Source organism: Ruegeria sp. HKCCA6707, assembly GCF_013033515.1.
In the GTDB taxonomy this organism is placed as follows: Bacteria; Pseudomonadota; Alphaproteobacteria; order Rhodobacterales; family Rhodobacteraceae; genus Ruegeria.
Genome location: NZ_WQEG01000001.1, coordinates 931,670 through 953,510 on the forward strand (window position 1 = coordinate 931,670; position 21,841 = coordinate 953,510).

Genomic DNA, 21,841 nt, shown 5'->3' on the forward strand with positions numbered 1-21,841 from the left:
AAGCGAAAGGATCATCTCGGAGCCACCAATGCCCCACGCTGTTATCGTCGCCCATGGTCAACCGTCTGACCCAGACCCAGCCGAAACCGCTCTGGCGCGTTTTGCCGCGAAGGTCCATGCGATTTGCCCTGATATGCAGGTCCACTCTGCGACCCTGGCTGCGCCCCTGGCGCTAGAACGTTGTCTGGACAGCCTGCCCGCCGATACAGTCATCTATCCCCTGTTCATGGCCAAAGGTTGGTTCGTCACCAGCGCCCTTCCCAAACGCGTTGCTGGCCGCTCTGTGCGTATTCTGGACCCGCTGGGCGTCGATCCGAAATTGCCCATGCTGGTGGCCGAAGCGTTGCGTACGGAACTGCAAAACAAAGATTGGCAGGCGGAACAGACCAATCTGGTCGTAGCCGCGCATGGATCCGGCCGCAGTCTGAACCCATCCCAAGTAACCCTGGCCTTTGCGTCCGAGCTTGCGGCCCTTGTCCCGTTTGCGGATATTCGCACAGGGTTTGTAGAAGAAGCGCCTTCGATCGCCGAAGCTGCATCCGATGTTGGTTCGCAATCGGTTTGCCTGCCGTTCTTTGCATGTACAGGCGGCCATGTGCTTGAAGACGTCCCCGAAGAGCTTGGAAAGGCCGGGTTTTCCGGTCTGGTGATGCCAGTGGTCGGTGAGTTGCCCGTCATTCAGCGACACATTGCTGATCAGCTTGGCAAAGCACTGGTCGCCTAAGCGCCGCCCACCCGGATGTGAAAAAGGCGGGCTCACTATCTAGCCCCGGCGAGTTTTCCATAGAACATATGCTGGGCACGCCCTGCACGCTTAGCTTAGTACAGTGCAAGGTCGGCAGCATTGACGACCCCTGCCGGATCTGGCGCATCGAACTGTGTGGACAGCGCGATACCGATACTGGCCGAGATTTTACAGCTATGTCCTTGAAATTGCAGAGGTTCACATAACCTCTCGATCAATCGATTTGCAATGGTTTCAATCTTTCGGCGATCCTGCAACCCCTTGAAAACCAGAATAAATTCGTCCCCGCCAATTCGGAAAACAGAATCGTCGTCCCGCGTTTCCTCCAACATGATCCGCGCGGCCTGTTGCAGTACGAAATCCCCCGCCGCGTGGCCCAACCTGTCATTGACCGATTTGAAGAAATCCAGATCCAGATGCATCAAGGCAAATGTTGAGTTCATCGAAACCAAATGGCCCAAAATGTGATCCATCGCACGGCGGTTTTTCAGGCCGGTCAATGCATCCGAATAGGCCTGTTCTTCTGCGGCCAGCATAGCGCCCTGCAGACGCAGGTTTAACGAACGCGACGCTTCCATGGCAGCGGATTTGGCTTCGACCAGATACAGCAGTTCGATCGCCAAATCCGTGCCCGAAAAATCTGCGCTGGTCAGGGAATAATCTCGCACCGCGTCGAGGATGGAGATCCCGAAAGACAAATTGATGACAGCCCCCGCGTCGTTTGGCAAAGGCGCTATCAGCCCTCTCAGCGCGGTCTGCGGATCGTCGTGGAATTTCAGATGCAAACGCGCCCCCGGCGTGGCTAGTAGTGACGGAACTGTGGTCACATCCCTTGGCCGAACAAGCTTGAAAAGGTCCAGAAATGCACGACCGACCATTGGCATGTCGGGACGCAGCTTTTGCAATGTCGGGCCGACCTCTTGAATGTTTCCATTCTGATCCACCAACAAATACATCGGGCACAACGTATCCATAAGACGGGCCAATGCCGCTCTAGCGATCATGACTGTGCGCTCCTAGCTCAAAATTCCGTCCTTTCGCAAACGCGCTTTCCACCAATGTGATCTTCAACACCTCAATCGGGCCTTGTGTAGCTTCCTGAGACAGGAAAACCAGCGAACCATAGTCGTCGGCCATGGCGCGCAAGACACCAGTCATCACACTGGGATAGCCTTCAAGCCCAGAATGGCAATGAAGGCGGAAATCCGATTGTGAAAGTTCCTGAAGCTCCAATTGAGGCAAAATCAAATCGGATACGGCCAGCCTTACCCTGTCGGACAAATCGTCCAGAGATTGCAAGAATTCCACATAGGTCACACCGCCAAAGCGCAGCAACCGGCGCAAACCTTCCATATTTGGATGGGAAAGGAGGTAGGTTCCAAGATCCTCAAGTACATCCGAGCGCGGGCGATCAAGTTTGCAACACAGCGCGCCCAGGACCCTAGGGTAGATTTCGACATCATAGGTTAACATCGCCTCGAAATCGGCAAATTCGAGCCCTGCAGCCGTCGTCGAATCCACCCATGTTTGTCGCCCGTAGTTAGCGCAAACAAACGACTGAATCGCTTTGATGATCAGACCATGCATAATGTGCCTTTGAAATGACGCGTTATGCGATCTGAGCTCAGAAAACTTAATAAACCGCGAAAATTCTCTGTTTGATACAGCGAATTGAGCGCATCACCCGCCTGATACCTCAGTCGATCAGAAGTCTGTAGGCGCTCCACCTTCGGCTTTTCTGCGGGCAACGAAGTCAGCCAGCTCATCGCGGATGGCGTCCTCCATCGGTGGCGCTTCAAAGCTGCCGACAATCTCTTTGAACATGTGGTGCGCACGTTCGGCGGTCCAAATACCGCCAGCAGCCTCCCACCCTTCAAAGTTCTTCCAATCGCTTAGAAACGGTTGATAGAAGGCCGTGGTATAGCGATCCTGAGTGTGCTGAATGCCAAAGAAATGGCCATCATTTCCCACCGCTCGGATCGCGTCGAGCGCGATTTCATCAGGTCCGGTCGCCACAAGTTCGGGCTGCATATACCGCTGAATCTGCTGCAATATCTCACAGTCCATAATGAATTTCTCGGGGCTGGCGATCAGGCCGCCCTCAAGCCAACCCGCCGCGTGATAGACAATGTGGGTTCCCGACTGCACCGCTGCCCACAGCGAGTTCGATGTCTCCCAGATCGACTGGCCGTCGGGCACATTTGCGGCACAGACACCCGAAGACCGCATAGGCAGGTTGTAGAACCGAGCCATCTGGCCCGTCATCTGAGTCGAGCGCATGTATTCCGGCGTTCCGAATGCGGGCGCTCCGGTTTTCATGTCGACATTCGACGTGAATGTCCCGATCACACAAGGGGTTCCGGGGCGGACATACTGGAAGAGAGCGATGGCACAGAGCGCTTCGGCCAAAGACTGAGCCACAGCACCGGCCATCGTAACCGGAGCCATGGCCCCTGCCAGCGTAAAAGGCGTGACCACGATCGCCTGACCTCGCCGTGCCAAACGCAAACAGCCGTCAATCATTGGATGGTCATGTTTCAGAGGCGAGGTCGAGTTGATGTTGGTATACATCCGGGGGGTGGCCTCGAACTCTTCGTGGCTCAGACCACCAGCGATGCGGACCATTTCCATCACGTCTTCGACACGTTCCTTGCCCAGCGAATAGGCGTGCATGGTTTTGTCGGTCAGAGTCAGCTTGTCATAAAGTACATCCAAATGGCGAATACTGGCGTGGAGGTCGACCGGTTCGACAGGGTAACCGCCAGCAAAGTGGATACAGTTGAAATACTGTGTCAGCTTCAACAGATCCTGACACATGCGCCGGTTGCCAGGCACTTTCTTGCCGATCTCCATATCCCAATAGTTGGGTGGCGAGGACACATTCCCGAACAACAGGTTGCGCCCGCCTATCGTGATTGTGCGATCAGGGTTACGTGGCGTGATGGTAAAGCTGGAAGGTGCCTTACCCACCATTTCCATCACAAAGTCCCGGCCCATCCGCACATTGCTGCCTTCGACAGTGCACCCGGCCTCGCGAAGAATACCCAGTGCCTCTTCGTTCAGGAACTCGATCCCGATCTCTTCAAGAATCCGCATAGCGCCATCATGGATGGCCTCGATTCCTTCCGGGCCAAGAGGTTCGGTTGGCGCGTCCGTGTTGATCGGTGGATCCCAGGGCATCTGATCTATCACTGCGCTGCCGCGCCGCGCCGCCGCACCTGCGCGCCCGCCACTGCGTCGCCGAGATGTTCTGGGATTTGCCATCTTGCCCTCCGGGATTTGCTGCTGTTTCAGCAAGCCCCGAACTCAGACCTTGTGGCCGTTCTGTCTGCGACAGCCTATGTCGCTTTTCCATTCCGGTCCGGCAGTTTTGCGTCGGTTGCTTTACTTGGTGGCGAGCCAGGCCGGGATATGGCCGATATCTTGCAGAACCACATCCGCCAGCGGTTCAAGCTGATCTGCTGGCGCCATGCCCGTCAGCACGCCGATCGTCACCATACCCGCTGCCCGCCCGGCCAAAAGATCGTGACGGCTATCTCCGACCATGGCGACACGCGATGGATCGACATTCAGATGTCTGGCAAAGGCCAGCATTTGTCCCGGTTCAGGCTTGTAGCCATGCCCGCTGTCGTAACCGGCGACAAAGTCGAAGTGATCCTGAACGCCCACCGATGCCAGATGCTGCAGCGCCGAGCTTTCGGCGTCGTTAGTAGCCACCCCCAACTTAAGTCCCAACCCGCGCAAAGATTGCAAGAATGGGGCCAGTGGTACGGCCTGGTACTGGTTAATTCCTGCCGCAGCTTCGTTCAGAGTATCAACGATCTGGGATACGGATATGCCGTTTAAATGCGGATGCAAAGCCTCGGCGACTTCGTCCACTGTCCCTGCGATGACGACGCTGTCAGGTTCATAGCGATCCTGGGCATAGTCAAAGCCGATGGCTTTCCCCAGCCGACTTGCCTGTTCGGTATCACCCGCTGTCAGCAGATCCAGCGACATGCGCCCAAATGCCCCCCAAGTCTGGGCGAAGTCAAAAAGGGTACCGTCCTTGTCAAAAAGAAGGGCGTCGATGGCCATGAATTCAGGCTCCTGTGGGTTAAGTCCAATGCATCTCGGAATCCCCTGCCAATAGCGCACGCGCCTGGCCAGGCAACTCGTAAGGAACGGAATTGGCGTCACAAAACGACATAACCCACGAATCGTCCATCAAAAGAAACTCAAGCACGGATATCAGAAACTCTGGCTCGCCTGCCCACTCGCGCAAGTCCTGTCCGGACGCACCTGTCGCGCCAAGAAACACGGGCAAAAGCTCGTCATTGGCGACCAGCCAACCCAGGACATTCAAGGCAAGAGTTTCGGCGTTACTTGCAGAGATCGGCATAAACTCGCCTTTGTAACTCATTTGGAAAGGGTTTGTTAACCAGACTCATAAACACTTTGGACACGCATGCAATCCAACGGTGAGATGCTATGTCCCTACAAGACACCATACTCGTCCTCGACGGGGTTTCGACCAATCGCATCATGCTGAAGGTTCAATTGACCGCAGCCTGGTATCAGGTCGTGCAAGCCGAATGCCTGGACGGATTGGCGGCGCTTCTGCGCAGGGTGCGGCCTGACCTGGTGCTCACGGCACAAAGCCTACCGGATGGGACCGCCGAAGATGTGAAAAAGCTGCTGGCCTCGGATCCCAAACTCGAAGACGTACCGATTGTTGCGATCGTTCCGCAGAATGATAAATCGGCGCGAATGCAGGCTCTGGCCGCAGGGTTGGACGACGCGATCGCGCATCCTTTCAAGGATACACTATTGCTGGCCCGTGTACGCAGCTTGCTGCGCGCACGGGCCGAACGGCAAGAGCTGCGGATCGGGAACGACTCGCAAACAATGGGCTTTGCAGAACCCGCAGCGGATCTGTTGCTGGCCCCCAGCATCAGCCATGTCGCCATTCTGTCTCAATCCGCGCAGATGAGTATGCTGTGGCGCAACGCTCTGGCCGAGCGCACGACTTATTCCGTCAACTGCCACACCCGAATGAACCTGAGCGGGCTGCTGTCCGGGACACTTCCAAACGCGGTTATCGTAAAGATGCGGCGCGAAGGCGATGGGCTGAGCATCTTGGCTGACCTCCGGTCGCGCCGCGCAACACGGCACACGGTGCTGATTGCCGTGTTAGAGGATGAAAACACAAACCTCGCCGCCGAGGCACTGGATCGAGGGGCCGATGCGGTCTGTATGAGCGGGTTTGATGCCGACGAAATCGCGCTGCGGCTTGAGGCGTTGATTGCCCGTAAATCCCGGGACGACAACTTACGCGCAACCATGCGCGAAGGGCTTGCCGACGCGCTTACAGATCCTCTGACGGGGCTACACAATCGCCGCTATGCCATGCGGGCAATGGCTCAGATCACCCGCCAATCCCTGCAATCCGGGTGTGGCTTTGCAGTCATGCTGGCCGACCTGGACCATTTCAAAACCATCAATGACCGTTTTGGTCACGCTGGTGGGGATCTGGTGCTGACGGAAACTGCACGCCGTCTGAAATCCGCGATAGGGAAAAAGGGGTTTGCTGCACGGATTGGTGGTGAAGAATTTATGATCGTTCTTCCCGAAACCACCTCGAAGCAGGCGTTGGAGCTGGCGGATGTGGTGTGCAATTGCATCTGCAACACGCCGTTCCTTCTTCCGGATCAACACAGTTTGATAACCGCCACGATCAGCGTGGGCGTCAACCTCTGCGAACCGCCTCAATTGTCCGGGCAACTGGAAAAGGACCCGATTGATCACCTGATCCGGTCAGCTGATCAGGCGCTCTACGCTGCCAAACAAGCGGGTCGAAATCAGGTTCAGATCGGGAAAACAGCGGCTTAGGGTTTGTCTTTTCCCTTTTTGCCTTCCGGCCCACGGCGCGCAATTTCTTTTAGACGTTCGGCGTAGGCCGCGCGTTCTACATCGGTCATAGCTTCGATCTGGTCCAGCCAAAGCCGGTGCAACGTCTCACGCAAATCAGCTGAGGCTTTAGCCTGCTGATCCAGCAACACCTGAACGTCTGCGGGCTCGAAAGGTACGGCTTGTAGCGCCGCACTCAGCGCATCGAAATCCTGCTGTCGGCGCCCAGAGCCCAAAGTGCGCGCATCCCCTAGCTGCGCGCGGAGGGCCTTGCGGTCATCCTTTGGCAACGCCTTGTAAAGACCGTAGCCAAAGCCGGGAGGGACGCGGCCCGGATCTCCTTTGGAAAAGCGCAGGGCAGTCCCAACGACCACGCCGACGACCAAAAGGTTCACCGCCAGTGACGCCACCAGCAAAACCTTCATCCATTTGCGTTTGCGTGTGGGAGCTTCACTCATTCCGTGTCCTCCAGGTCTTCAAAGTCCAAATTCAAGTCTGCCACCAAAAAGCTGGCATCCTGCGACACCAGGTAATCCGCTGGATCCGGCAGAAAGGACGGGGCCGAAAATCCGATCCAGACACCGGCGACACTCGCTGCGGCCAAACCGCAAAGACCGCGCCATCCCCCGAGATCCTGCCACCAGCGCCGATAGGTTTTCGGTGCAGGTGCCTGACGCGCCAGACGTACGGCTTCGGCATCGGTTTCGATACGAACCGCGAGCGCTTCAGGCAACGCGGGTCGGTCCTGCCGCGCTTGGGCGAACAGATTTTCCAACTCGTCTTGGTCAGCCATTTTCATACCCCAATTCATCTTTGCGACCCGCCAGAATGGCAGTCAGAGACCGTTTGCCACGCGCTGTCAAACTTTCGACCGCCTCGACCGAAATATCCATGATCTCGGCAATCTCCGGATTAGACAGTTCCTCGATATGACGCAGAACGACCGCCTGCCGCTGTCGCTCGGGCAACTGGTCCAGCGCTTGCTGCAACGCGTCCCTACGGGCCACGTCCTGCATCTGTTCTGCGACGCTGGCAGCACCGTCTTCGGGTTCGGGCGCGTCCTCCAACGCAGTGGGCCGCCTACGGCGCCTGAGATCGACACATAGATTCAGAGTCACGCGATAGAGCCATGTCGAAACCTGCGCCTGCCCGGCCACCCAATCGGGTGCGATCTGCCAGAGCCGCATCATCGCCTCTTGCGTTACGTCTTCCGCCTCGGCCCGATTGCCCAGAATGCGTATGGCCACCGAATAGCTGCGCGGCCCCAACCGATCCGTCAGCGTTCGCGCCGCCCGGGCATCACCATCGGCAAACCGGCTCAGCAACTGCGCGTCGCTGAGCCGTTGTGCGGCAAGATCCTCGCCGCACGACAGAGACGTCTGGGAGGTCAGATCCTCCATCCCGCATCAGTTGCTGTCAGCGTCCGGCGCACCCTTGCGCTTGTGCCGGCGTTCCATCTTGTCTTGGGCATCCGCGTATTCCTGTTCCGAGATCGTGCCATTCCCATCCGCATCGATCCGTTCGAACATCTTCGCGCCGCGGCGCGGTTTGGGCAACTCGTCTGTGCTGAGAAAGCCGTCTTGGTTGACGTCATGCTTGTTAAACATCTTGCTTGCACGTTCCGAGGCCCGTGCCTGTGCCGATGCCTGCAATTCCTCCAGACTCAGCTGGCCGTCACCATCGGTATCCGCCGCGCCAAAGCGCTGTTGGCCAAAGGCCGTGACCTCTGCCTCAGAAATCACACCATCGCCATTCGCGTCCAATTCCTGAAACGTCGGAAGCGCCCTGTCACGTCCCCCTTTGGCCAGAGCCGATGACCCCGTGACCGCGATAGCTGTTACAACAATCGCCGAGATAAAACCTACCGTTTTCATGTCGTTTTCCTTTGACTGCGCGGCTCTGTGCCGCTGTTGATGTCAAGTCAAACGACACCACCGCCTGTTTCCGTCGCTTTTCGTCAAAGTTTTTTTTGCCCCTTTCCGAAATTCGCAAGCTTGCTAAGCTGGTGCCGACCTGCACAAAGCGACGCACCCCCGTTTCAACATGGTCACGATGGCGCTATATACCGAGCACCAAATCGCGCGAGTATCAGGATGACAGACCAGACGATCAACGGCACAGTCGAACAAGAGCGCCCCACCAAACCAGCTTTGCTCAAGGGTTTTCGGTGCAAGTGCCCCAAATGTGGCGAAGGCAGCCTGCTGCACAGTTATCTGAAGGTCAACGACAGCTGCGCCCATTGCGGAGAAGAGCTGTTTCACCATCGTGCAGATGACGGCCCCGCCTATCTGACCATTCTCATCGTCGGGCATTTGCTGGCCCCGGCGCTGCACGTGTCCTATGTACACTGGCGTCCGGACCCTTGGGTCATGGCCATCGCCTTTTCCATTGGCTGTGTTGCCCTGTCCCTGTATTTGCTGCCACGGCTCAAAGGGGTGGTGGTTGCCTATCAATGGGCACGACGCATGCATGGATTTGGCAAAACCGCATGAGTGCAGACAAGGCTGCAATCCGCAATGCTGCAACAGTCATCGTATTGCGAGATCGCACAGGTGATCCGTCGATTCTGATGGGGCAACGGGGCGCGTCTGCAGCCTTTATGCCGAACAAATTTGTCTTTCCGGGCGGTGCGGTCGACGAAGACGATGCAAGTATCGGCCTTGCCTCACCCCTTCCGACCATATGTCATGAGAGGTTATCGCACCGGTCCGAGCCTGGTTTAGAAAACGCGCTGGCCGTGGCGGCGATCCGAGAGCTTTGGGAAGAGACAGGCCTTATCCTGGGTCAGCCCGGCCAGTGGTCGGACCCTGTTCCGCCAGATTGGCAAAGCTTTGCCGCGATGGGGTTTCTGCCGTCCGCGCAATCGCTTCAGTTTGTCTTCCGCGCGTTGACCCCACCGGGGCGCCCGCGCCGGTTTGATGCACGGTTTTTTCTGGTCGACGCGGATGATATCTCCGGGGACTTGGATGATTTCACTCATGCCTCAGACGAGTTGTCACATTTGCAATGGATAAAGATCCGCGACGCTCGCGACTTTGACTTGCCATTCATCACCGAAGTGGTGCTGGCGGAAGTCGCAGCCCGGGCGGCGGACGCCGAACCGCCAAACAGCGTCCCGTTTTTCCTCAACAACGAAGAGGCCAGCCTGTTCCTGCGGCTGAAAGGCTATCCCATGCCGCAGGCTGACTAAAGTTCAGGCGCGCATACGGCTGATCACAACCGTCACTTCCGGCTTTTTACCCAGTTCCGACTTGGTGCTTTGGCGGACAATGCGCCGCAAGGCTTCCTCCAACTGGTCGTCATCGCGCAAAGTCTTGGCATCTGCCCGCATCAGGAACTGATTGAGGTCTTCTTCCAGCACCTCGACCAATGCTGCGCGGGACGATCCGGTTTCAGGCAGGCCAATCGTGTCACACCAAGGCTCGCCCAGCGGCTCATCCTCTTCGTCCAGAATGACAGTCACGGTGACGTGCCCGTTCAGCGCCATGCGGATGCGATCGCGCACCACACCGTCCAACGCACCAATCTGCACAGATCCATCCAGATAGGTTCTGCCGGTTTCGATGTAATCCGCTACCGTCGGCGCGTTGCCTGTCAGGTCCAGCATGGTGCCGTTCACCGCCAATACACCCGTGCGCCCGCCTGATTCAGCCAGCTTGACGTGCTCGCGCAGGTGACGGTGTTCGCCATGCATCGGGATCACCATTTGCGGGTCAATCAACTTATGCACCTTGTCAAGATCCGGGCGGTTGGCGTGGCCGGACACGTGATACAGCCCCGAGCTGTCATCAACCACATCCACGCCTTTTTCGCTGAATTGGTTGATGATGCGGATGACACCGCGTTCGTTGCCCGGGATGGTCTTGGAGGAAAATAGGAACAGATCACCCTCTTTCACCTCAAGCCCAAGATATTTGCCACGCGCCAGTTGCGCACTGGCTGCGCGGCGTTCGCCCTGGCTGCCGGTGACGATCAGCATCAGGTTATCGCGTGAAACCTCAGATGCCTGTTCGGCACTGATTACTTTGGGAAAGTCACCCAGAATACCCGTTTCGGTCGCGGCCTCGATCATCCGCCGCATCGCGCGACCCAGCAACACAACCGAACGCCCGGCCCGCTGCCCGGCTTCGGCCAAGGTCTTCACCCGCGCCACGTTCGACGCAAATGTTGTGGCTACCACCATGCCCGACGCTTCGCTGACCAGCCGCGTGATCTCGGGTCCAACTTCGGATTCAGAGCGGCCTGCGTGGTTTGAAAACACATTGGTACTGTCACAGACCAGCGCCTTGACGCCGGGCTTGGCCACTTCGGCCCACAGGTCCGCGTCAAACGGCTCACCCACAATCGGATTGGGATCAAGCTTGAAATCGCCTGTATGCACAACCCGGCCCGCAGGGCTGTCGATAATCAACCCGGCACTTTCAGGGATCGAATGCGAGACAGGCAGAAAGCCCACCTTGAACGGCCCAAGCTCAATCTGTTCGGGCCAGGCCGAGGCGGTGCGTACTGCCTCAACCGGATGGCCATGTTCCTCCATCTTGCGCCGCGCGATATTGGCGGTGAACGCGCGCGCATAGATCGGTGCGCCCAAGGCTTCATAGCAATGGGCCACGGCGCCAACATGGTCCTCATGCGCGTGCGTGACAAAGACGGCCTCAAGCTGATCGGCACGTTCCTTGAGCCAGGTGATGTCCGCAAAGATCAGATCAACCCCGGGTGAGCTGTCCATGTCGGGGAACGCAACCCCAAGGTCCACCAGGATCAGACGCTCTTTTCCCGGTGCGCCATAGCCATAGACATAGGCATTCATACCTATTTCACCCGCCCCACCCAGCGGCAGGTAGATCAGTCGTTCATTGCTCATGCTGAGCCATTTTCCTTGTTATAGCGATGGATCACGGTCAGACCGTGCATCGTCAGATCATCTTCAAAAGCATCAAATAGCTCGGCCGCCTGTTGGAACAACGGCGCGAGGCCACCGGTCGATATCACTTTCATGGGCACACCGGCCTCGCCTTTGATCCTGTCGCAGATCTCGCGCACCAGCCCGACATAGCCCCAGAACACACCCGATTGCATACATTCGACGGTGTTGGTGCCAATTACCTTCTGCGGCTTGGAAATGTCGACATGCGGCAATGCCGCAGCCGCAAGGTGCAGGGCCTCAAGGCTCAAGTTCACACCCGGGGCGATAACGCCGCCCACATACGCGCCATCATGCGCCACCACGTCAAAGGTGGTTGCCGTGCCAAAATCCACCACGATCAGATCGCCACCATGCCGATCAAAAGCGCCTGCGGTGTTGACCAGTCGGTCAGGCCCGACCTGAGTGCCTTCATCCACACGGGGCTCGAACGGCAAGAGCGTTTCCGGCTTGCCCACCACCAGCGGGCGGCACCCAAAGAAACGATCCGCAAAGACCCTCAGGTTGAACACAACCCGGGGCACCGTGGACGAGATGATGACATCCGTTATGTTGGCCTCGATCCCGTAATGCTTCACCAGCGTGGAATACCAGGTGAAATACGCGTCCGCTGTGCGCGAATGGTGGGTCGAAGTGCGCAAGGTGCACAGGAACTTCTCGCCATCCCAGATCGAGAAAACGGTGTTGGTATTCCCGCAATCTATCGCCAGAAGCATCATTTGCCCCTTTCAGAAGTAAATCTCGGCCGCCGGAATGCTGACCCGGCCCTTGGCGGTGTTTAGGATAAGGTTGCCACCGGCGTCCACCGTTTCAAAGGTTCCGACAGTTTCCGACGTTGCGGTACGGGCGGTGATGACCTCACCCAGCCGGGCCGCGCGTGACAGCCAGGCGGTGCGGATGGGCGCGAAGCCATAGGTGGCAAACTGTGTTTCATACTGCGCATAGGCTGCAGCCAACTCGGTCAGAAAGTCCTCGGGCGTGACATGCGCTCCGGTCTCTGACAGCAACGAGACGGGGCGCACAGCGCCCTGCTCAACCTGATCTGCACCCGGAGCCTCGGACAGGTTCACGCCAATGCCAATCGCCAGATGTGACAGACCCCGACCCTGCCCGGTGCTTTCCAACAAGATGCCTGCAAGCTTGCCGCCGTTCAGCAACACGTCATTGGGCCATTTCAGCGCCAGCCCAGTGGCGCGACCTGTGACCGAGACACAGGCATCGAACAAAGCCAAGGAGGCCAGAAAGCTGCGCAAGGCCGCTTTCTCCGGCGGCTCATCCGGGCGCAAAAGCAAGGTTGCCGCCAGATTGCCCTTGGGGTGAGTCCATGCGCGTCCGCGCCGCCCGCGTGCTGCGGTTTGGTGGTGTGCCAAGATCCACACCGGGCCAGTGGCGGTTGGGGCAATGCGCGCGGCCTCGTTCAAGGTGCTGTCCACCTCTTGCACGATGTGCAACCCGTATCCCTGTGGCCAATCGCTCATGTCAAAAAGGCCCGGTCACCTGACCGAGCCTCCCATGTCTGTTGTGATCCTGGGTCAGTTGACAAGCGTAGCCGCCGCTGCTGCCGCCGCGCCTTCGACGCCGAACTGATAGAACACCCCAATCAGCATCAATGCTGCCGAGCCCATCAACGCACCCCAGAGAACCGGGGTCGAGCGGGTTTCGATCGGATCTTCGTTTTCATCCCCGAAATACATGTAGAACACGATCCGCAGGTAATAGAACGCCCCGATCACAGAGGCGATGGCCGACACGATAACCAAACCCGTCAGGCCTGCGCTGACACCGGCCTGCCAGACGCCGAACTTGGCGAAGAAACCTAGCATCGGAGGCACGCCCGCAAGGCTGAACATCAGGATCAGCACAGCCAGCGCTTTGCCCGGATCACGTTTGGAATACTGCCGCAGCGCGTCGATATCAGTGACAGGTTTGCCATCGCGTTCCATCATCAAGATGAAGGCAAAGGTTCCGATATTCATCGTCACATAGATCGCCAGATACATGAGCATCGCCTTGATGCCCATCTCGGTCCCTGCAGCCAAACCAATCAGCGCGTACCCCATATGGGCAATCGACGAAAACGCCATAAGCCGCTTGATGTCCCGCTGCCCAATCGCTGCAATCGCACCCAGCAGCATCGACAGAACCGACAACAGCACAATCACCTGCTGCCAGTCTTTGACGATACCCCCAAAGGCGTCATGCAACAGCCGCGCAAACAGCGCCATGGCCGCCACTTTGGGCGCGGTCGCAAAGAACGCGGTGATGGGCGTTGGTGAGCCTTCGTACACGTCGGGCGTCCACATGTGGAACGGAACCGCCGAGACCTTGAAGGCCAGACCCGAGATCAGGAAGATCAGACCAAACAACAGGCCAAGAGACACGTCCCCTGCCTGCACCGTCGCGATGATACCCGAGAACAGCGTGGTGCCTGTAAAGCCATAGACCAGCGACGCACCATAGAGCAGCAGGCCCGAGCTGAGCGCGCCCAGCACAAAATACTTCAGCCCCGCCTCGGTCGATTTGGCACTGTCACGTCTAAGCGCGGCCACGACATAAAGCGCCAGCGACTGCAGTTCGAGCCCCATATAGAGCGACATCAGATCGCCCGCGCTGACCATCATCATCATGCCAACCGCGGCCAGGGCGACCAGCAAAGGGAATTCGAAGCGCAACAGATCCCGGCGCGCCATATACTCCTGGCTCATCAGCAATACAGCCGCCGCAGACAACAGAATGGCGACTTTGGCAAAGCGGGCAAAGCCGTCATCGACAAACATTCCGTTGAAGGCCACATTCGTTCCTTCACCATTGGTCGCGATCCAAAAGGACAGCGCAGCCATCAGTCCGGCGGTGACCCAGACCAGAGCCGGGGCCAGTTTGTCTTTGGTGGTGTAAACAGCCCCGATCAGCGCGGCCATCGCATACACGGCCAGAATGATCTCTGGCAGGATTACGGTCAGATCAGCCTGGATCATGTCTCCAAAGCCTCCTTAATGCGATGCGGCGGTCTGGGTCGCGGCCTCTGCCGCGGTCAGAGCCGTGTCATAGTTCGAAATCAGGGCTGCCGTGGAATTGCCAATCACATCCGTGACCAGCGACGGGTAAACCCCCAGCAGGATCGTCATCACAATCAAAGGCGCAAAGATCAGCCGCTCACGCGCGCTCATGTCGGTGATGGACTTGAGGCTTTCCTTGATCAGGTCACCAAAGACGACCCGGCGATAAAGCCACAGAGCATAGCCCGCCGAAAAGATCACCCCGGTCGCGGCCACCGCTGTCACCCAGGTGTTCACTTGGAACGCGCCCATAAGGGTCAGGAATTCGCCGATGAAGCCGGACGTGCCCGGAAGGCCGACATTTGCCATCGTGAACAGCATGAAGACCAGCGCGTAGGCAGGCATCCGAATAACCAGGCCGCCATAAGCGTCGATGTCACGCGTGTGCATCCGGTCATAGATGACGCCCACACACAGGAAGAGGGCTGCCGAGATGAACCCGTGGCTGATCATCTGGAAGATCGCGCCGTCAATGCCCTGCTGGTTCGCCGCAAAGATGCCCATGGTGACAAAGCCCATATGCGCGACCGAGGAATATGCGATCAGCTTTTTCATATCCTCCTGCACCAATGCGACCAGCGAGGTGTAGACCACCGCGATGGCCGACATCCACAGCACCAAATCAGTCATCACCGCAGAGCCCACAGGGAACATCGGCAGGCTGAACCGCAAGAAGCCATAGCCGCCCATTTTCAGCAGGATCGCCGCCAGCACAACCGAGCCCGCGGTTGGCGCCTGCACGTGCGCATCCGGCAGCCAGGTGTGCACCGGCCACATCGGCATTTTCACCGCGAAGGACGCGAAGAAAGCCAGGAACATCAGGGTCTGCATGCCGCCCACGATATAGACGCCCAGAACGCTGAACCCATCAGACGAGAACTGATGGCTCATCAGCGCCTCGATATCCGTGGTGCCCGCATCGGCATACATCGCAACCATCGCCACCAGCATCAACACCGAGCCGAGGAAGGTATAGAGGAAGAACTTGAAGCTGGCATAGATCCGGTTCGCCCCACCCCAGATACCGATGATCAGGAACATTGGGATCAGGCCAGCCTCGAAGAACAGATAGAACAGCACCAGATCCAGCGCCATGAACACGCCCAGCATCAGCGTTTCCAGCAACAGGAAGGCGATCATGTATTCCTTGACACGGTCGGTAACCTGCCAGCTGGCCAGAATGGTCAGCGGCATGATGAAGGTGGTCAGCAGCACAAACAGGATGCTGATACCGTCCACACCCATCTTGTATTTCAGACCCAAAAGCCACTCGGCCTCTTCCACCATCTGAAACCCGGTGTTGGACGGGTCAAAGCCGGTATAAATGCCAATCGACACAAAAAAGGTCACGGTGGTGGCAAGCAACGCGATCCACTTCGCGTTTCGCTGGGCCGCCGCGTCGTTCTCATGCAGGAACAGCGCCATCAGACCTGCCGCAATCGCAGGAATGAAAGTGACCATGGAGAGGATATTATCCATTAGTTCGCGCCCCCGCCGATAGACATCCAGGTGATCAGGGCCGCGATGCCCAGAACCATCCAGAAGGCGTAAGTAAAGATGTAGCCGGTCTGCGCCTTGCCTGCGAGGCGGGTGAAGAAGGGCACAACACCCATCGCAATCCCGTTGAGGAAGCCGTCGATCGTGTTGCCATCGCCGCGCTTCCAGAAGAACCGCCCGATCGCGACAGTGGGTTTGACAAAGATCGCGTCATAGATCTCGTCAAAATACCACTTGTTCAGCAGGAACAGATAAAGCGGTCGCTGGTTCGCCGCCAGACGTGCGGGTAGAGAGGTATTCACGATATAGAACCAATAGGCGACGACAAAGCCCAGCAGCATGGCCACAAAAGGTGAGACCTTGACCCATTTCGGAACCGCGTGCGCATCATCTAGCACGGTATTGTCCGGCGCCATATAGAGCGCGCCTTCCCCCGGCTCTCCGGCAAACACATAGTGGTGGTCGCCATGGGCGTCTTTCTCACCATGACCTTCTGCGCCATGTCCCTCATCGGCATGACTGTCATCTGCGTGGGCGTCATCACCGTGATGGGCGTCTGCGGTTCCATCTTCCTCATGCGCGGCATGCGTATCAGCGGAATGGCCGTCACCATGCTCTGACGCTTCCGCCACCGGGATGCCGTAGAACTTGCCGACCTTGTCGGTGTGACCGAAGAAATTGTTGTACCAGATCATCCCGGCAAACACCGCACCCAGAGACAAAACGCCCAGCGGGATCAGCATGACCTTTGGGCTTTCATGCGCGTGATCATGCGTGTGCTTGTCGCCGCGCGGCTCTCCATAGAAGGTCAGGAAGATCAGACGCCAGCTATAGAACGAGGTAAACACCGCCGCGATCACCAGCATCCAGAAGGCATAGCCGGTGCCACCGGCAAAGGCGCTTTCGATAATGGCGTCTTTCGACAAGAAGCCTGCAAATCCAAAGGTGGTTAGCGGGATCCCAACACCGGTGATGGCCAACGTGCCGATCATCATCGCCCAGAACGTATAGGGGATCTTTTTGCGCAGCCCGCCATACTCGGTCATCTCTTGCTCGTGATGCATCGCGTGGATCACAGAACCGGCGCCAAGGAACAGCAAGGCCTTGAAGAACGCGTGCGTCAGCAGGTGGAACATCGCCGCCGAATACATCCCAACGCCAGCCGCCACGAACATGTACCCAAGCTGCGAGCAGGTCGAATAGGCAATCACGCGTTTGATGTCGGTTTGTACCAGACCTACGGTCGCGGCAAAGAAGGCAGTCGAAGCCCCAAGGAAGGTGATGAACCCGGTTGCGCCCGGCGCGAACTCCATCAGAGGCGACATGCGGCAGACCAGGAAAACGCCTGCCGTCACCATGGTCGCAGCGTGGATCAGCGCCGACACAGGCGTCGGGCCCTCCATCGCGTCCGGCAACCAGGTGTGCAGGATCAGCTGCGCCGATTTGCCCATCGCACCGATGAACAGCAGCACGCAGATCACCTCAACCGCGTTCCATTCCCCCCAGAGGAAATGCAGTTGCGTCTCCGACAGGGTCGAGGCCGACGCAAAGATATCCGAGAAGTTGATGCTGTCGGTCAGCAGGAAGATCGCGAAGATCCCCAGCGCAAAGCCAAAGTCACCCACCCGGTTGACAATGAACGCTTTCATCGCCGCCGCATTGGCACTGGGTTTGCGATAATAGAACCCGATCAGCAGGTAGGATGCGACGCCCACGCCTTCCCAGCCAAAGAACATCTGCACCAGATTATCCGCCGTCACCAGCATCAGCATGGCGAAGGTGAAGAAGGACAGATAGGCAAAGAAACGCGGCTTATAGCTCTCTCCCTCGCGCCATTGCGGGTCGTGATCCATGTAGCCAAAGGAATAAAGGTGCACGAGTGCCGAGACGGTTGTCACCACGATCAGCATGATCGCGGTCAGCCGGTCCAGACGAATGGCCCAGCTTGTCGAGAGCGAACCGCTTTCAATCCAGCGCAGGATCTCGATCTGTTGAGTCTGACCGTCAAAGCCAAGGAACACGATCCACGACAGCAGACAGGCCAGAAACAACAGGCCCGTGGCCGTCCACATGGCGGCTTTCTCGCCAATGAACTTCCAGCCAAACCCGCAGATCAGCGCGCCCACCAGCGGGGCGAAGAGGATGGTGGTTTCCATAGTGCTCTTAGCCCTTCATCATATTGACATCTTCAACCGCGATGGTGCCGCGGTTGCGGAAGAAGCAAACCAAAATGGCCAGACCAATCGCCGCCTCAGCCGCCGCAACGGTCAGAACAAACAGCGTGAACACCTGCCCGACCAAATCGCCCAGGAAGCTGGAAAACGCCACAAGGTTGATATTCACCGCCAGCAGCATCAGCTCGATGCTCATCAGCAGGATGATGACGTTCTTGCGGTTCAGGAAGAGACCGAAGATGCCGATGACGAACAGCGTCGCCGCGACCGTAAGATAGTGTTCAAGTCCGATCATTATTCGTCTCCGCCACAACAACTTGTTTTTACTGGATTTTCCGCCGGTGCAATTACCCCATCTTCCCAACTAAGGAAATCGCCGATCCTGCCGTGACCATCGGCATAGTGCTGTCGGCAGATGCATCCAAATCTATAAGAAAACAGCCCACTACCGCGCACTGTGACTTCATAGTCCAACTCTTCGAAAACGTGCTTCGCATCCTGAAACCCGACGGGAGTCTCAGAACAAATCATGTCGCGCGAAATGTTCCTTATTTCCTGTTGTGGTTGCTCATGCCCCCATGTTTCATATTTCTTCGAACCCCGTTCGGGGTTATGCACAATAATTGCGCTTTTGCTCCGACAGTCGAGCATCAGGTATGCTTCGAGAGTCGGGTAGGCAAGCACGTGTTCAGTCAGAATGTGGAAATGCGATGCCGACAACGGAGCCCCTTTGCCACTACCGCAATGGTAAGGCTCAAAAGTAAAAGCGTTCGCTGGGGAACTCAGTAGGCCTATCGTCATAACTACGAAAAACCTCACAACCCCTGCCCCGGTTTCACGTCCTTCAGCTCCATCGCCTTGGCCGGGTCGCGCATCATCTGGCCGACGATGTCCTGGCGCTTGATGTCCTGACGGTGGCGCAGGGTCAGAACGATGGCGCCGATCATGGCGACCAGCAGGATCAGGCCCGCCAGTTGGAACAGAAGGAAATATTGATCGTAAAGGATAACGCCCAGCGCCTCGGTGTTGTGGCGGTCCACCGGAACCGGCTGGGCCAGATTGGCCTCAACCCCTTGGGCGCTGTCCCAGGCTCCGAAGGCCATGACAAACTGCATCAGGATGACCAGGCCGATCAGCAGGGCCAATGGCATATAGCGCGCCATCTCGGCCTTGAGCTCGGCAAAATCCACGTCCAGCATCATCACAACGAACAGGAACAGAACCGCGACCGCGCCGACATAGACGATGATCAGCAGCATCGCCACGAACTCGGCCCCCAGCAGAACAAACAGCCCCGCCGAGGACAGGAAGGACAGGATCAGCCACAGCACCGAGTGCACCGGTTGACGGCTGATCACCGTGAACAGCCCGCCGGTGATGGCGCTGATGGCAAACAGATAGAAGGCAAAGACGGTCATTGATCCTCATCCTCGTTATCGCCCAGAACCTCTTGCGCCAGATCCAGCGCGCGGGTCATGGCCGGGATGCCGGCAAAGACCGACATCTGACCGATCGTTTCCACGATCTCTTGTTTCTTGGCCCCTGCCTCGAGCGCGTGGCGAACGGTCTGACGCACGGCGGTGTCGGCCTGCGCGCCCTGACAGGTCAGCCCGGCCAGCGTCAGCAGCAAGCGGGTCTTGGCATCCAGCCCGTCGGGGTTGACGGTGTTGCCAAACATCATTTCCATGACCTCTTTCGGCATGGTCGGCCACAGCGCCTCGAACCCTTTGGGCGAGAAGCTCTCCATCGCCGGGTTCATCGCCTTGGCCATATCCTGCGCCTGACGCATCATCAGCTCGAACGGGTTTAAGGGCGCGTCAGTCATCTGTAGGGCGCGTCCAGTTCCAGGTTGCGAGCGATCTCGGCTTCCCAGCGCTCGCCGTTATCCAGCAGCTTTTCCTTGTCGTAGAACAGCTCTTCCCGGGTTTCCGTCGCGAATTCGAAATTCGGGCCTTCGACAATGGCATCGACCGGGCACGCCTCTTGGCAGAAGCCGCAATAGATGCATTTGGTCATGTCGATGTCATAACGCGTGGTGCGGCGCGAGCCGTCCTCGCGTGGCTCGGCGTCGATGGTTATAGCCTGCGCCGGGCAAATCGCCTCACAGAGTTTGCAGGCAATGCAGCGCTCCTCACCATTCGGATAGCGGCGCAGGGCGTGTTCACCTCGGAAGCGCGGGCTCAGTGGGCCTTTTTCATGCGGATAGTTCACTGTGGCCTTGGGGGCAAAGAAATACTTCAGCCCCAGTTTCATGCCGACCCAGAAATCTTGCAGCAGGAAATACTTGGCAGCGCGGGTGTAGTCGATTTGTGTCATATCAGCCTCCTACGCTCCAACGGGCAAACGAGCCCCAGAACCAGTCGAACCTTGCCGCGAAGGCTACAAACACCACCCAGGCCAGCGAGAAGGGCAGGAAGACTTTCCAGCCCAACCGCATCAGCTGGTCATAGCGGTAGCGGGGCGTGATCGCCTTGACCATCGCGAAAAGGAAGAAGAAGAGCGCCATTTTGGCAACCATCCACAGCACGCCGTCGGGCAGGCCCGGGATCGGCGACAGCCAGCCGCCGAAGAACAGCAGTGTAGTCAGCGCGCACATCAGGAAGATGGCAATGTATTCGCCAGCCATGAACAGCAGGAATGGCGTGGCCGAGTATTCGACCTGGTAGCCAGCCACCAGTTCCGATTCCGCTTCGGGCAGGTCGAACGGAGGCCGGTTGGTTTCAGCCAGCGCCGAGATGAAGAACAGGAAGACCATCGGGAAATGCGGCAGCCAGTACCAGCTGAAGAACCCGAACCGGCCATCTTGCGCCTCGACAATCGCGCCGAAATTCATCGAGCCGGTCGAGATGATGACGCCGATGATGATCAGACCGATGGAGACTTCATAGGAAATCATCTGCGCCGCCGAGCGCAACGAACCCAGGAAAGGGTACTTTGAGTTCGACGCCCAACCGCCCATAATCACGCCATAAACCTCTAGTGAGGAGATGGCGAAGACATAGAGGATCGCGACGTTGATGTCCGACAGCACCCAGCCATCGTTCAGCGGGATCACCGCCCAGGCGACCATGGCCAGCACAAACGAGGTGAGCGGCGCGAGGATGAACACGGTACGGTCAGCACCCGCCGGGATCACCACCTCTTTGACCACATATTTCAGCGCATCAGCCACGGTTTGCAGCAGGCCATAGGCACCTACCACGTTCGGACCCCGGCGCATCTGTACGGCGGCCCAGATCTTGCGGTCACCATAGACAAGGAACAACAGCGAAATCATCACAAAGGCCACAACCGCAAGCACTTGCGCCAGGACGATGAGGGCTATTCCGCCCGGGGTGTTAAAGAATTCAGCCATTGGTCCTCACACCGTGGGTATTCCGTTTTCCGCGCGCGATGCAAAGGCCATGTGCCTGCGCATATTGCGGCTGGGTCGGCGCGTTGGTGTAAACAGCATCTGTTCCCCGTGCGCTACCCTTTTTCTTTGGTTTCACGCGCAAATTTTGCGCGACATCGGGCCCGAAACCCGCCGCGCTCAGATGCGATATGAAACCGGTTT

At 57.9% G+C, this 21,841-nt stretch carries 25 protein-coding genes; 4 read left to right on the forward strand and 21 right to left on the reverse strand.

Features of this window, described 5'->3' with window-relative positions:
* The first annotated feature begins 28 nt into the window (after nt 1-28).
* Nucleotides 29-724 (forward strand): CbiX/SirB N-terminal domain-containing protein, encoded by a 696-nt coding sequence (locus tag GOW40_RS04545; protein WP_171136549.1) that lies wholly within the window; start codon nt 29-31, stop codon nt 722-724.
* Between the two features lie 95 nt (nt 725-819).
* Here the strand turns inward: GOW40_RS04545 and GOW40_RS04550 are convergent, their stop codons facing one another.
* From GOW40_RS04550 to GOW40_RS04570, 5 genes are all read right to left on the reverse strand, one after another.
* Nucleotides 820-1,749, reverse strand: a complete 930-nt coding sequence (locus tag GOW40_RS04550) for a GGDEF domain-containing protein (protein ID WP_254444261.1) — start codon at nt 1,747-1,749, stop codon at nt 820-822.
* Nucleotides 1,739-2,332: a heme NO-binding domain-containing protein gene (locus GOW40_RS04555; RefSeq protein ID WP_171128199.1), complete on the reverse strand. Its 594-nt coding sequence runs from the start codon at nt 2,330-2,332 to the stop codon at nt 1,739-1,741. Before GOW40_RS04555 ends, GOW40_RS04550 begins: the two co-directional genes overlap by 11 nt.
* A gap of 117 nt (nt 2,333-2,449) precedes the next feature.
* Nucleotides 2,450-4,009: a trimethylamine methyltransferase family protein gene (locus GOW40_RS04560; protein ID WP_171128197.1), complete on the reverse strand. Its 1,560-nt coding sequence runs from the start codon at nt 4,007-4,009 to the stop codon at nt 2,450-2,452.
* Between the two features lie 120 nt (nt 4,010-4,129).
* Entirely contained in the window at nt 4,130-4,822 is a 693-nt protein-coding gene (locus GOW40_RS04565; protein WP_171128195.1) for an HAD family hydrolase, read from the reverse strand.
* Nucleotides 4,823-4,841: 19 nt separating this feature from the next.
* Nucleotides 4,842-5,126, reverse strand: coding sequence for a DUF3572 domain-containing protein (locus GOW40_RS04570; protein ID WP_171128193.1), 285 nt, complete (start codon nt 5,124-5,126; stop codon nt 4,842-4,844).
* Between the two features lie 89 nt (nt 5,127-5,215).
* On the opposite strand from GOW40_RS04570, the gene GOW40_RS04575 reads away from it, so the two are divergent.
* Entirely contained in the window at nt 5,216-6,616 is a 1,401-nt protein-coding gene (locus GOW40_RS04575; protein ID WP_171128191.1) for a diguanylate cyclase, read from the forward strand.
* Here the strand turns inward: GOW40_RS04575 and GOW40_RS04580 are convergent.
* From GOW40_RS04580 to GOW40_RS04595, 4 genes are read right to left on the reverse strand one after another with little or no spacing between them, the layout of a single operon-like run.
* Nucleotides 6,613-7,092: a periplasmic heavy metal sensor gene (locus GOW40_RS04580; protein WP_171230882.1), complete on the reverse strand. Its 480-nt coding sequence runs from the start codon at nt 7,090-7,092 to the stop codon at nt 6,613-6,615. The genes GOW40_RS04575 and GOW40_RS04580 overlap by 4 nt on opposite strands.
* Nucleotides 7,089-7,427, reverse strand: a complete 339-nt coding sequence (locus GOW40_RS04585; RefSeq protein WP_171128187.1) for a hypothetical protein — start codon at nt 7,425-7,427, stop codon at nt 7,089-7,091. The genes GOW40_RS04580 and GOW40_RS04585 overlap by 4 nt, the downstream gene beginning before the upstream one ends.
* Nucleotides 7,420-8,034, reverse strand: coding sequence for an RNA polymerase sigma factor (locus tag GOW40_RS04590; protein WP_171128184.1), 615 nt, complete (start codon nt 8,032-8,034; stop codon nt 7,420-7,422). The genes GOW40_RS04585 and GOW40_RS04590 overlap by 8 nt, the downstream gene beginning before the upstream one ends.
* A gap of 6 nt (nt 8,035-8,040) precedes the next feature.
* Nucleotides 8,041-8,508 (reverse strand): EF-hand domain-containing protein, encoded by a 468-nt coding sequence (locus GOW40_RS04595; RefSeq protein ID WP_171128182.1) that lies wholly within the window; start codon nt 8,506-8,508, stop codon nt 8,041-8,043.
* A gap of 219 nt (nt 8,509-8,727) precedes the next feature.
* Here GOW40_RS04595 and GOW40_RS04600 point away from each other — a divergent pair, with 219 nt between their 5' ends.
* Together GOW40_RS04600 and GOW40_RS04605 are read left to right on the forward strand one after the other, a co-directional pair.
* Entirely contained in the window at nt 8,728-9,126 is a 399-nt protein-coding gene (locus tag GOW40_RS04600) for a DUF983 domain-containing protein (protein WP_171096987.1), read from the forward strand.
* Nucleotides 9,123-9,824: an NUDIX hydrolase gene (locus GOW40_RS04605; protein WP_171128180.1), complete on the forward strand. Its 702-nt coding sequence runs from the start codon at nt 9,123-9,125 to the stop codon at nt 9,822-9,824. The genes GOW40_RS04600 and GOW40_RS04605 overlap by 4 nt, the downstream gene beginning before the upstream one ends.
* Nucleotides 9,825-9,827: 3 nt before the next feature.
* Here the strand turns inward: GOW40_RS04605 and GOW40_RS04610 are convergent, their stop codons facing one another.
* From GOW40_RS04610 to nuoH, 12 genes are all read right to left on the reverse strand, one after another.
* Nucleotides 9,828-11,498: a ribonuclease J gene (locus GOW40_RS04610; RefSeq protein WP_171128178.1), complete on the reverse strand. Its 1,671-nt coding sequence runs from the start codon at nt 11,496-11,498 to the stop codon at nt 9,828-9,830.
* On the reverse strand, nt 11,495-12,274 hold the full coding sequence (locus tag GOW40_RS04615) for a type III pantothenate kinase (protein ID WP_171128176.1): 780 nt from the start codon (nt 12,272-12,274) through the stop codon (nt 11,495-11,497). The genes GOW40_RS04610 and GOW40_RS04615 overlap by 4 nt, the downstream gene beginning before the upstream one ends.
* Before the next feature lie 12 nt (nt 12,275-12,286).
* Nucleotides 12,287-13,036 (reverse strand): biotin--[acetyl-CoA-carboxylase] ligase, encoded by a 750-nt coding sequence (locus tag GOW40_RS04620; protein ID WP_171128175.1) that lies wholly within the window; start codon nt 13,034-13,036, stop codon nt 12,287-12,289.
* A gap of 54 nt (nt 13,037-13,090) precedes the next feature.
* On the reverse strand, nt 13,091-14,533 hold the full coding sequence (nuoN, locus tag GOW40_RS04625) for an NADH-quinone oxidoreductase subunit NuoN (protein ID WP_171128173.1): 1,443 nt from the start codon (nt 14,531-14,533) through the stop codon (nt 13,091-13,093).
* Nucleotides 14,534-14,548: 15 nt separating this feature from the next.
* A complete protein-coding gene (locus GOW40_RS04630; RefSeq protein ID WP_171128171.1) occupies nt 14,549-16,093 on the reverse strand; it encodes an NADH-quinone oxidoreductase subunit M in 1,545 nt (514 codons plus the stop codon).
* Nucleotides 16,093-18,267: an NADH-quinone oxidoreductase subunit L gene (nuoL, locus tag GOW40_RS04635; RefSeq protein WP_171128169.1), complete on the reverse strand. Its 2,175-nt coding sequence runs from the start codon at nt 18,265-18,267 to the stop codon at nt 16,093-16,095. The genes GOW40_RS04630 and nuoL overlap by 1 nt, the downstream gene beginning before the upstream one ends.
* Before the next feature lie 7 nt (nt 18,268-18,274).
* Nucleotides 18,275-18,580, reverse strand: a complete 306-nt coding sequence (gene nuoK / locus GOW40_RS04640) for an NADH-quinone oxidoreductase subunit NuoK (protein ID WP_005984024.1) — start codon at nt 18,578-18,580, stop codon at nt 18,275-18,277.
* A complete protein-coding gene (locus tag GOW40_RS04645) occupies nt 18,580-19,005 on the reverse strand; it encodes a hypothetical protein (protein ID WP_171136551.1) in 426 nt (141 codons plus the stop codon). Before GOW40_RS04645 ends, nuoK begins: the two co-directional genes overlap by 1 nt.
* Nucleotides 19,006-19,100: 95 nt before the next feature.
* On the reverse strand, nt 19,101-19,703 hold the full coding sequence (locus tag GOW40_RS04650) for an NADH-quinone oxidoreductase subunit J (protein WP_171128167.1): 603 nt from the start codon (nt 19,701-19,703) through the stop codon (nt 19,101-19,103).
* Nucleotides 19,700-20,110, reverse strand: coding sequence for a carboxymuconolactone decarboxylase family protein (locus GOW40_RS04655; RefSeq protein ID WP_171096966.1), 411 nt, complete (start codon nt 20,108-20,110; stop codon nt 19,700-19,702). Before GOW40_RS04655 ends, GOW40_RS04650 begins: the two co-directional genes overlap by 4 nt.
* Nucleotides 20,107-20,601: an NADH-quinone oxidoreductase subunit NuoI gene (nuoI, locus tag GOW40_RS04660; RefSeq protein ID WP_170570317.1), complete on the reverse strand. Its 495-nt coding sequence runs from the start codon at nt 20,599-20,601 to the stop codon at nt 20,107-20,109. Before nuoI ends, GOW40_RS04655 begins: the two co-directional genes overlap by 4 nt.
* 1 nt (nt 20,602) lies before the next feature.
* Entirely contained in the window at nt 20,603-21,640 is a 1,038-nt protein-coding gene (gene nuoH / locus GOW40_RS04665; RefSeq protein WP_171128165.1) for an NADH-quinone oxidoreductase subunit NuoH, read from the reverse strand.
* Nucleotides 21,641-21,841 lie beyond the last annotated feature (201 nt).

Coding starts and splice junctions, on each gene's coding strand:
- GOW40_RS04545 (WP_171136549.1), top strand. CDS start 29: ATGCCCCACGCTGTTATCGTCGCCCATGGTCAACCGTCTGACCCAGAC.
- GOW40_RS04550 (WP_254444261.1), bottom strand. CDS start 1,749: ATGATCGCTAGAGCGGCATTGGCCCGTCTTATGGATACGTTGTGCCCG.
- GOW40_RS04555 (WP_171128199.1), bottom strand. CDS start 2,332: ATGCATGGTCTGATCATCAAAGCGATTCAGTCGTTTGTTTGCGCTAAC.
- GOW40_RS04560 (WP_171128197.1), bottom strand. CDS start 4,009: ATGGCAAATCCCAGAACATCTCGGCGACGCAGTGGCGGGCGCGCAGGT.
- GOW40_RS04565 (WP_171128195.1), bottom strand. CDS start 4,822: ATGGCCATCGACGCCCTTCTTTTTGACAAGGACGGTACCCTTTTTGAC.
- GOW40_RS04570 (WP_171128193.1), bottom strand. CDS start 5,126: ATGCCGATCTCTGCAAGTAACGCCGAAACTCTTGCCTTGAATGTCCTG.
- GOW40_RS04575 (WP_171128191.1), top strand. CDS start 5,216: ATGTCCCTACAAGACACCATACTCGTCCTCGACGGGGTTTCGACCAAT.
- GOW40_RS04580 (WP_171230882.1), bottom strand. CDS start 7,092: ATGAGTGAAGCTCCCACACGCAAACGCAAATGGATGAAGGTTTTGCTG.
- GOW40_RS04585 (WP_171128187.1), bottom strand. CDS start 7,427: ATGGCTGACCAAGACGAGTTGGAAAATCTGTTCGCCCAAGCGCGGCAG.
- GOW40_RS04590 (WP_171128184.1), bottom strand. CDS start 8,034: ATGGAGGATCTGACCTCCCAGACGTCTCTGTCGTGCGGCGAGGATCTT.
- GOW40_RS04595 (WP_171128182.1), bottom strand. CDS start 8,508: ATGAAAACGGTAGGTTTTATCTCGGCGATTGTTGTAACAGCTATCGCG.
- GOW40_RS04600 (WP_171096987.1), top strand. CDS start 8,728: ATGACAGACCAGACGATCAACGGCACAGTCGAACAAGAGCGCCCCACC.
- GOW40_RS04605 (WP_171128180.1), top strand. CDS start 9,123: ATGAGTGCAGACAAGGCTGCAATCCGCAATGCTGCAACAGTCATCGTA.
- GOW40_RS04610 (WP_171128178.1), bottom strand. CDS start 11,498: ATGAGCAATGAACGACTGATCTACCTGCCGCTGGGTGGGGCGGGTGAA.
- GOW40_RS04615 (WP_171128176.1), bottom strand. CDS start 12,274: ATGCTTCTGGCGATAGATTGCGGGAATACCAACACCGTTTTCTCGATC.
- GOW40_RS04620 (WP_171128175.1), bottom strand. CDS start 13,036: ATGAGCGATTGGCCACAGGGATACGGGTTGCACATCGTGCAAGAGGTG.
- nuoN (WP_171128173.1), bottom strand. CDS start 14,533: ATGATCCAGGCTGATCTGACCGTAATCCTGCCAGAGATCATTCTGGCC.
- GOW40_RS04630 (WP_171128171.1), bottom strand. CDS start 16,093: ATGGATAATATCCTCTCCATGGTCACTTTCATTCCTGCGATTGCGGCA.
- nuoL (WP_171128169.1), bottom strand. CDS start 18,267: ATGGAAACCACCATCCTCTTCGCCCCGCTGGTGGGCGCGCTGATCTGC.
- nuoK (WP_005984024.1), bottom strand. CDS start 18,580: ATGATCGGACTTGAACACTATCTTACGGTCGCGGCGACGCTGTTCGTC.
- GOW40_RS04650 (WP_171128167.1), bottom strand. CDS start 19,703: ATGACCGTCTTTGCCTTCTATCTGTTTGCCATCAGCGCCATCACCGGC.
- GOW40_RS04655 (WP_171096966.1), bottom strand. CDS start 20,110: ATGACTGACGCGCCCTTAAACCCGTTCGAGCTGATGATGCGTCAGGCG.
- nuoI (WP_170570317.1), bottom strand. CDS start 20,601: ATGACACAAATCGACTACACCCGCGCTGCCAAGTATTTCCTGCTGCAA.
- nuoH (WP_171128165.1), bottom strand. CDS start 21,640: ATGGCTGAATTCTTTAACACCCCGGGCGGAATAGCCCTCATCGTCCTG.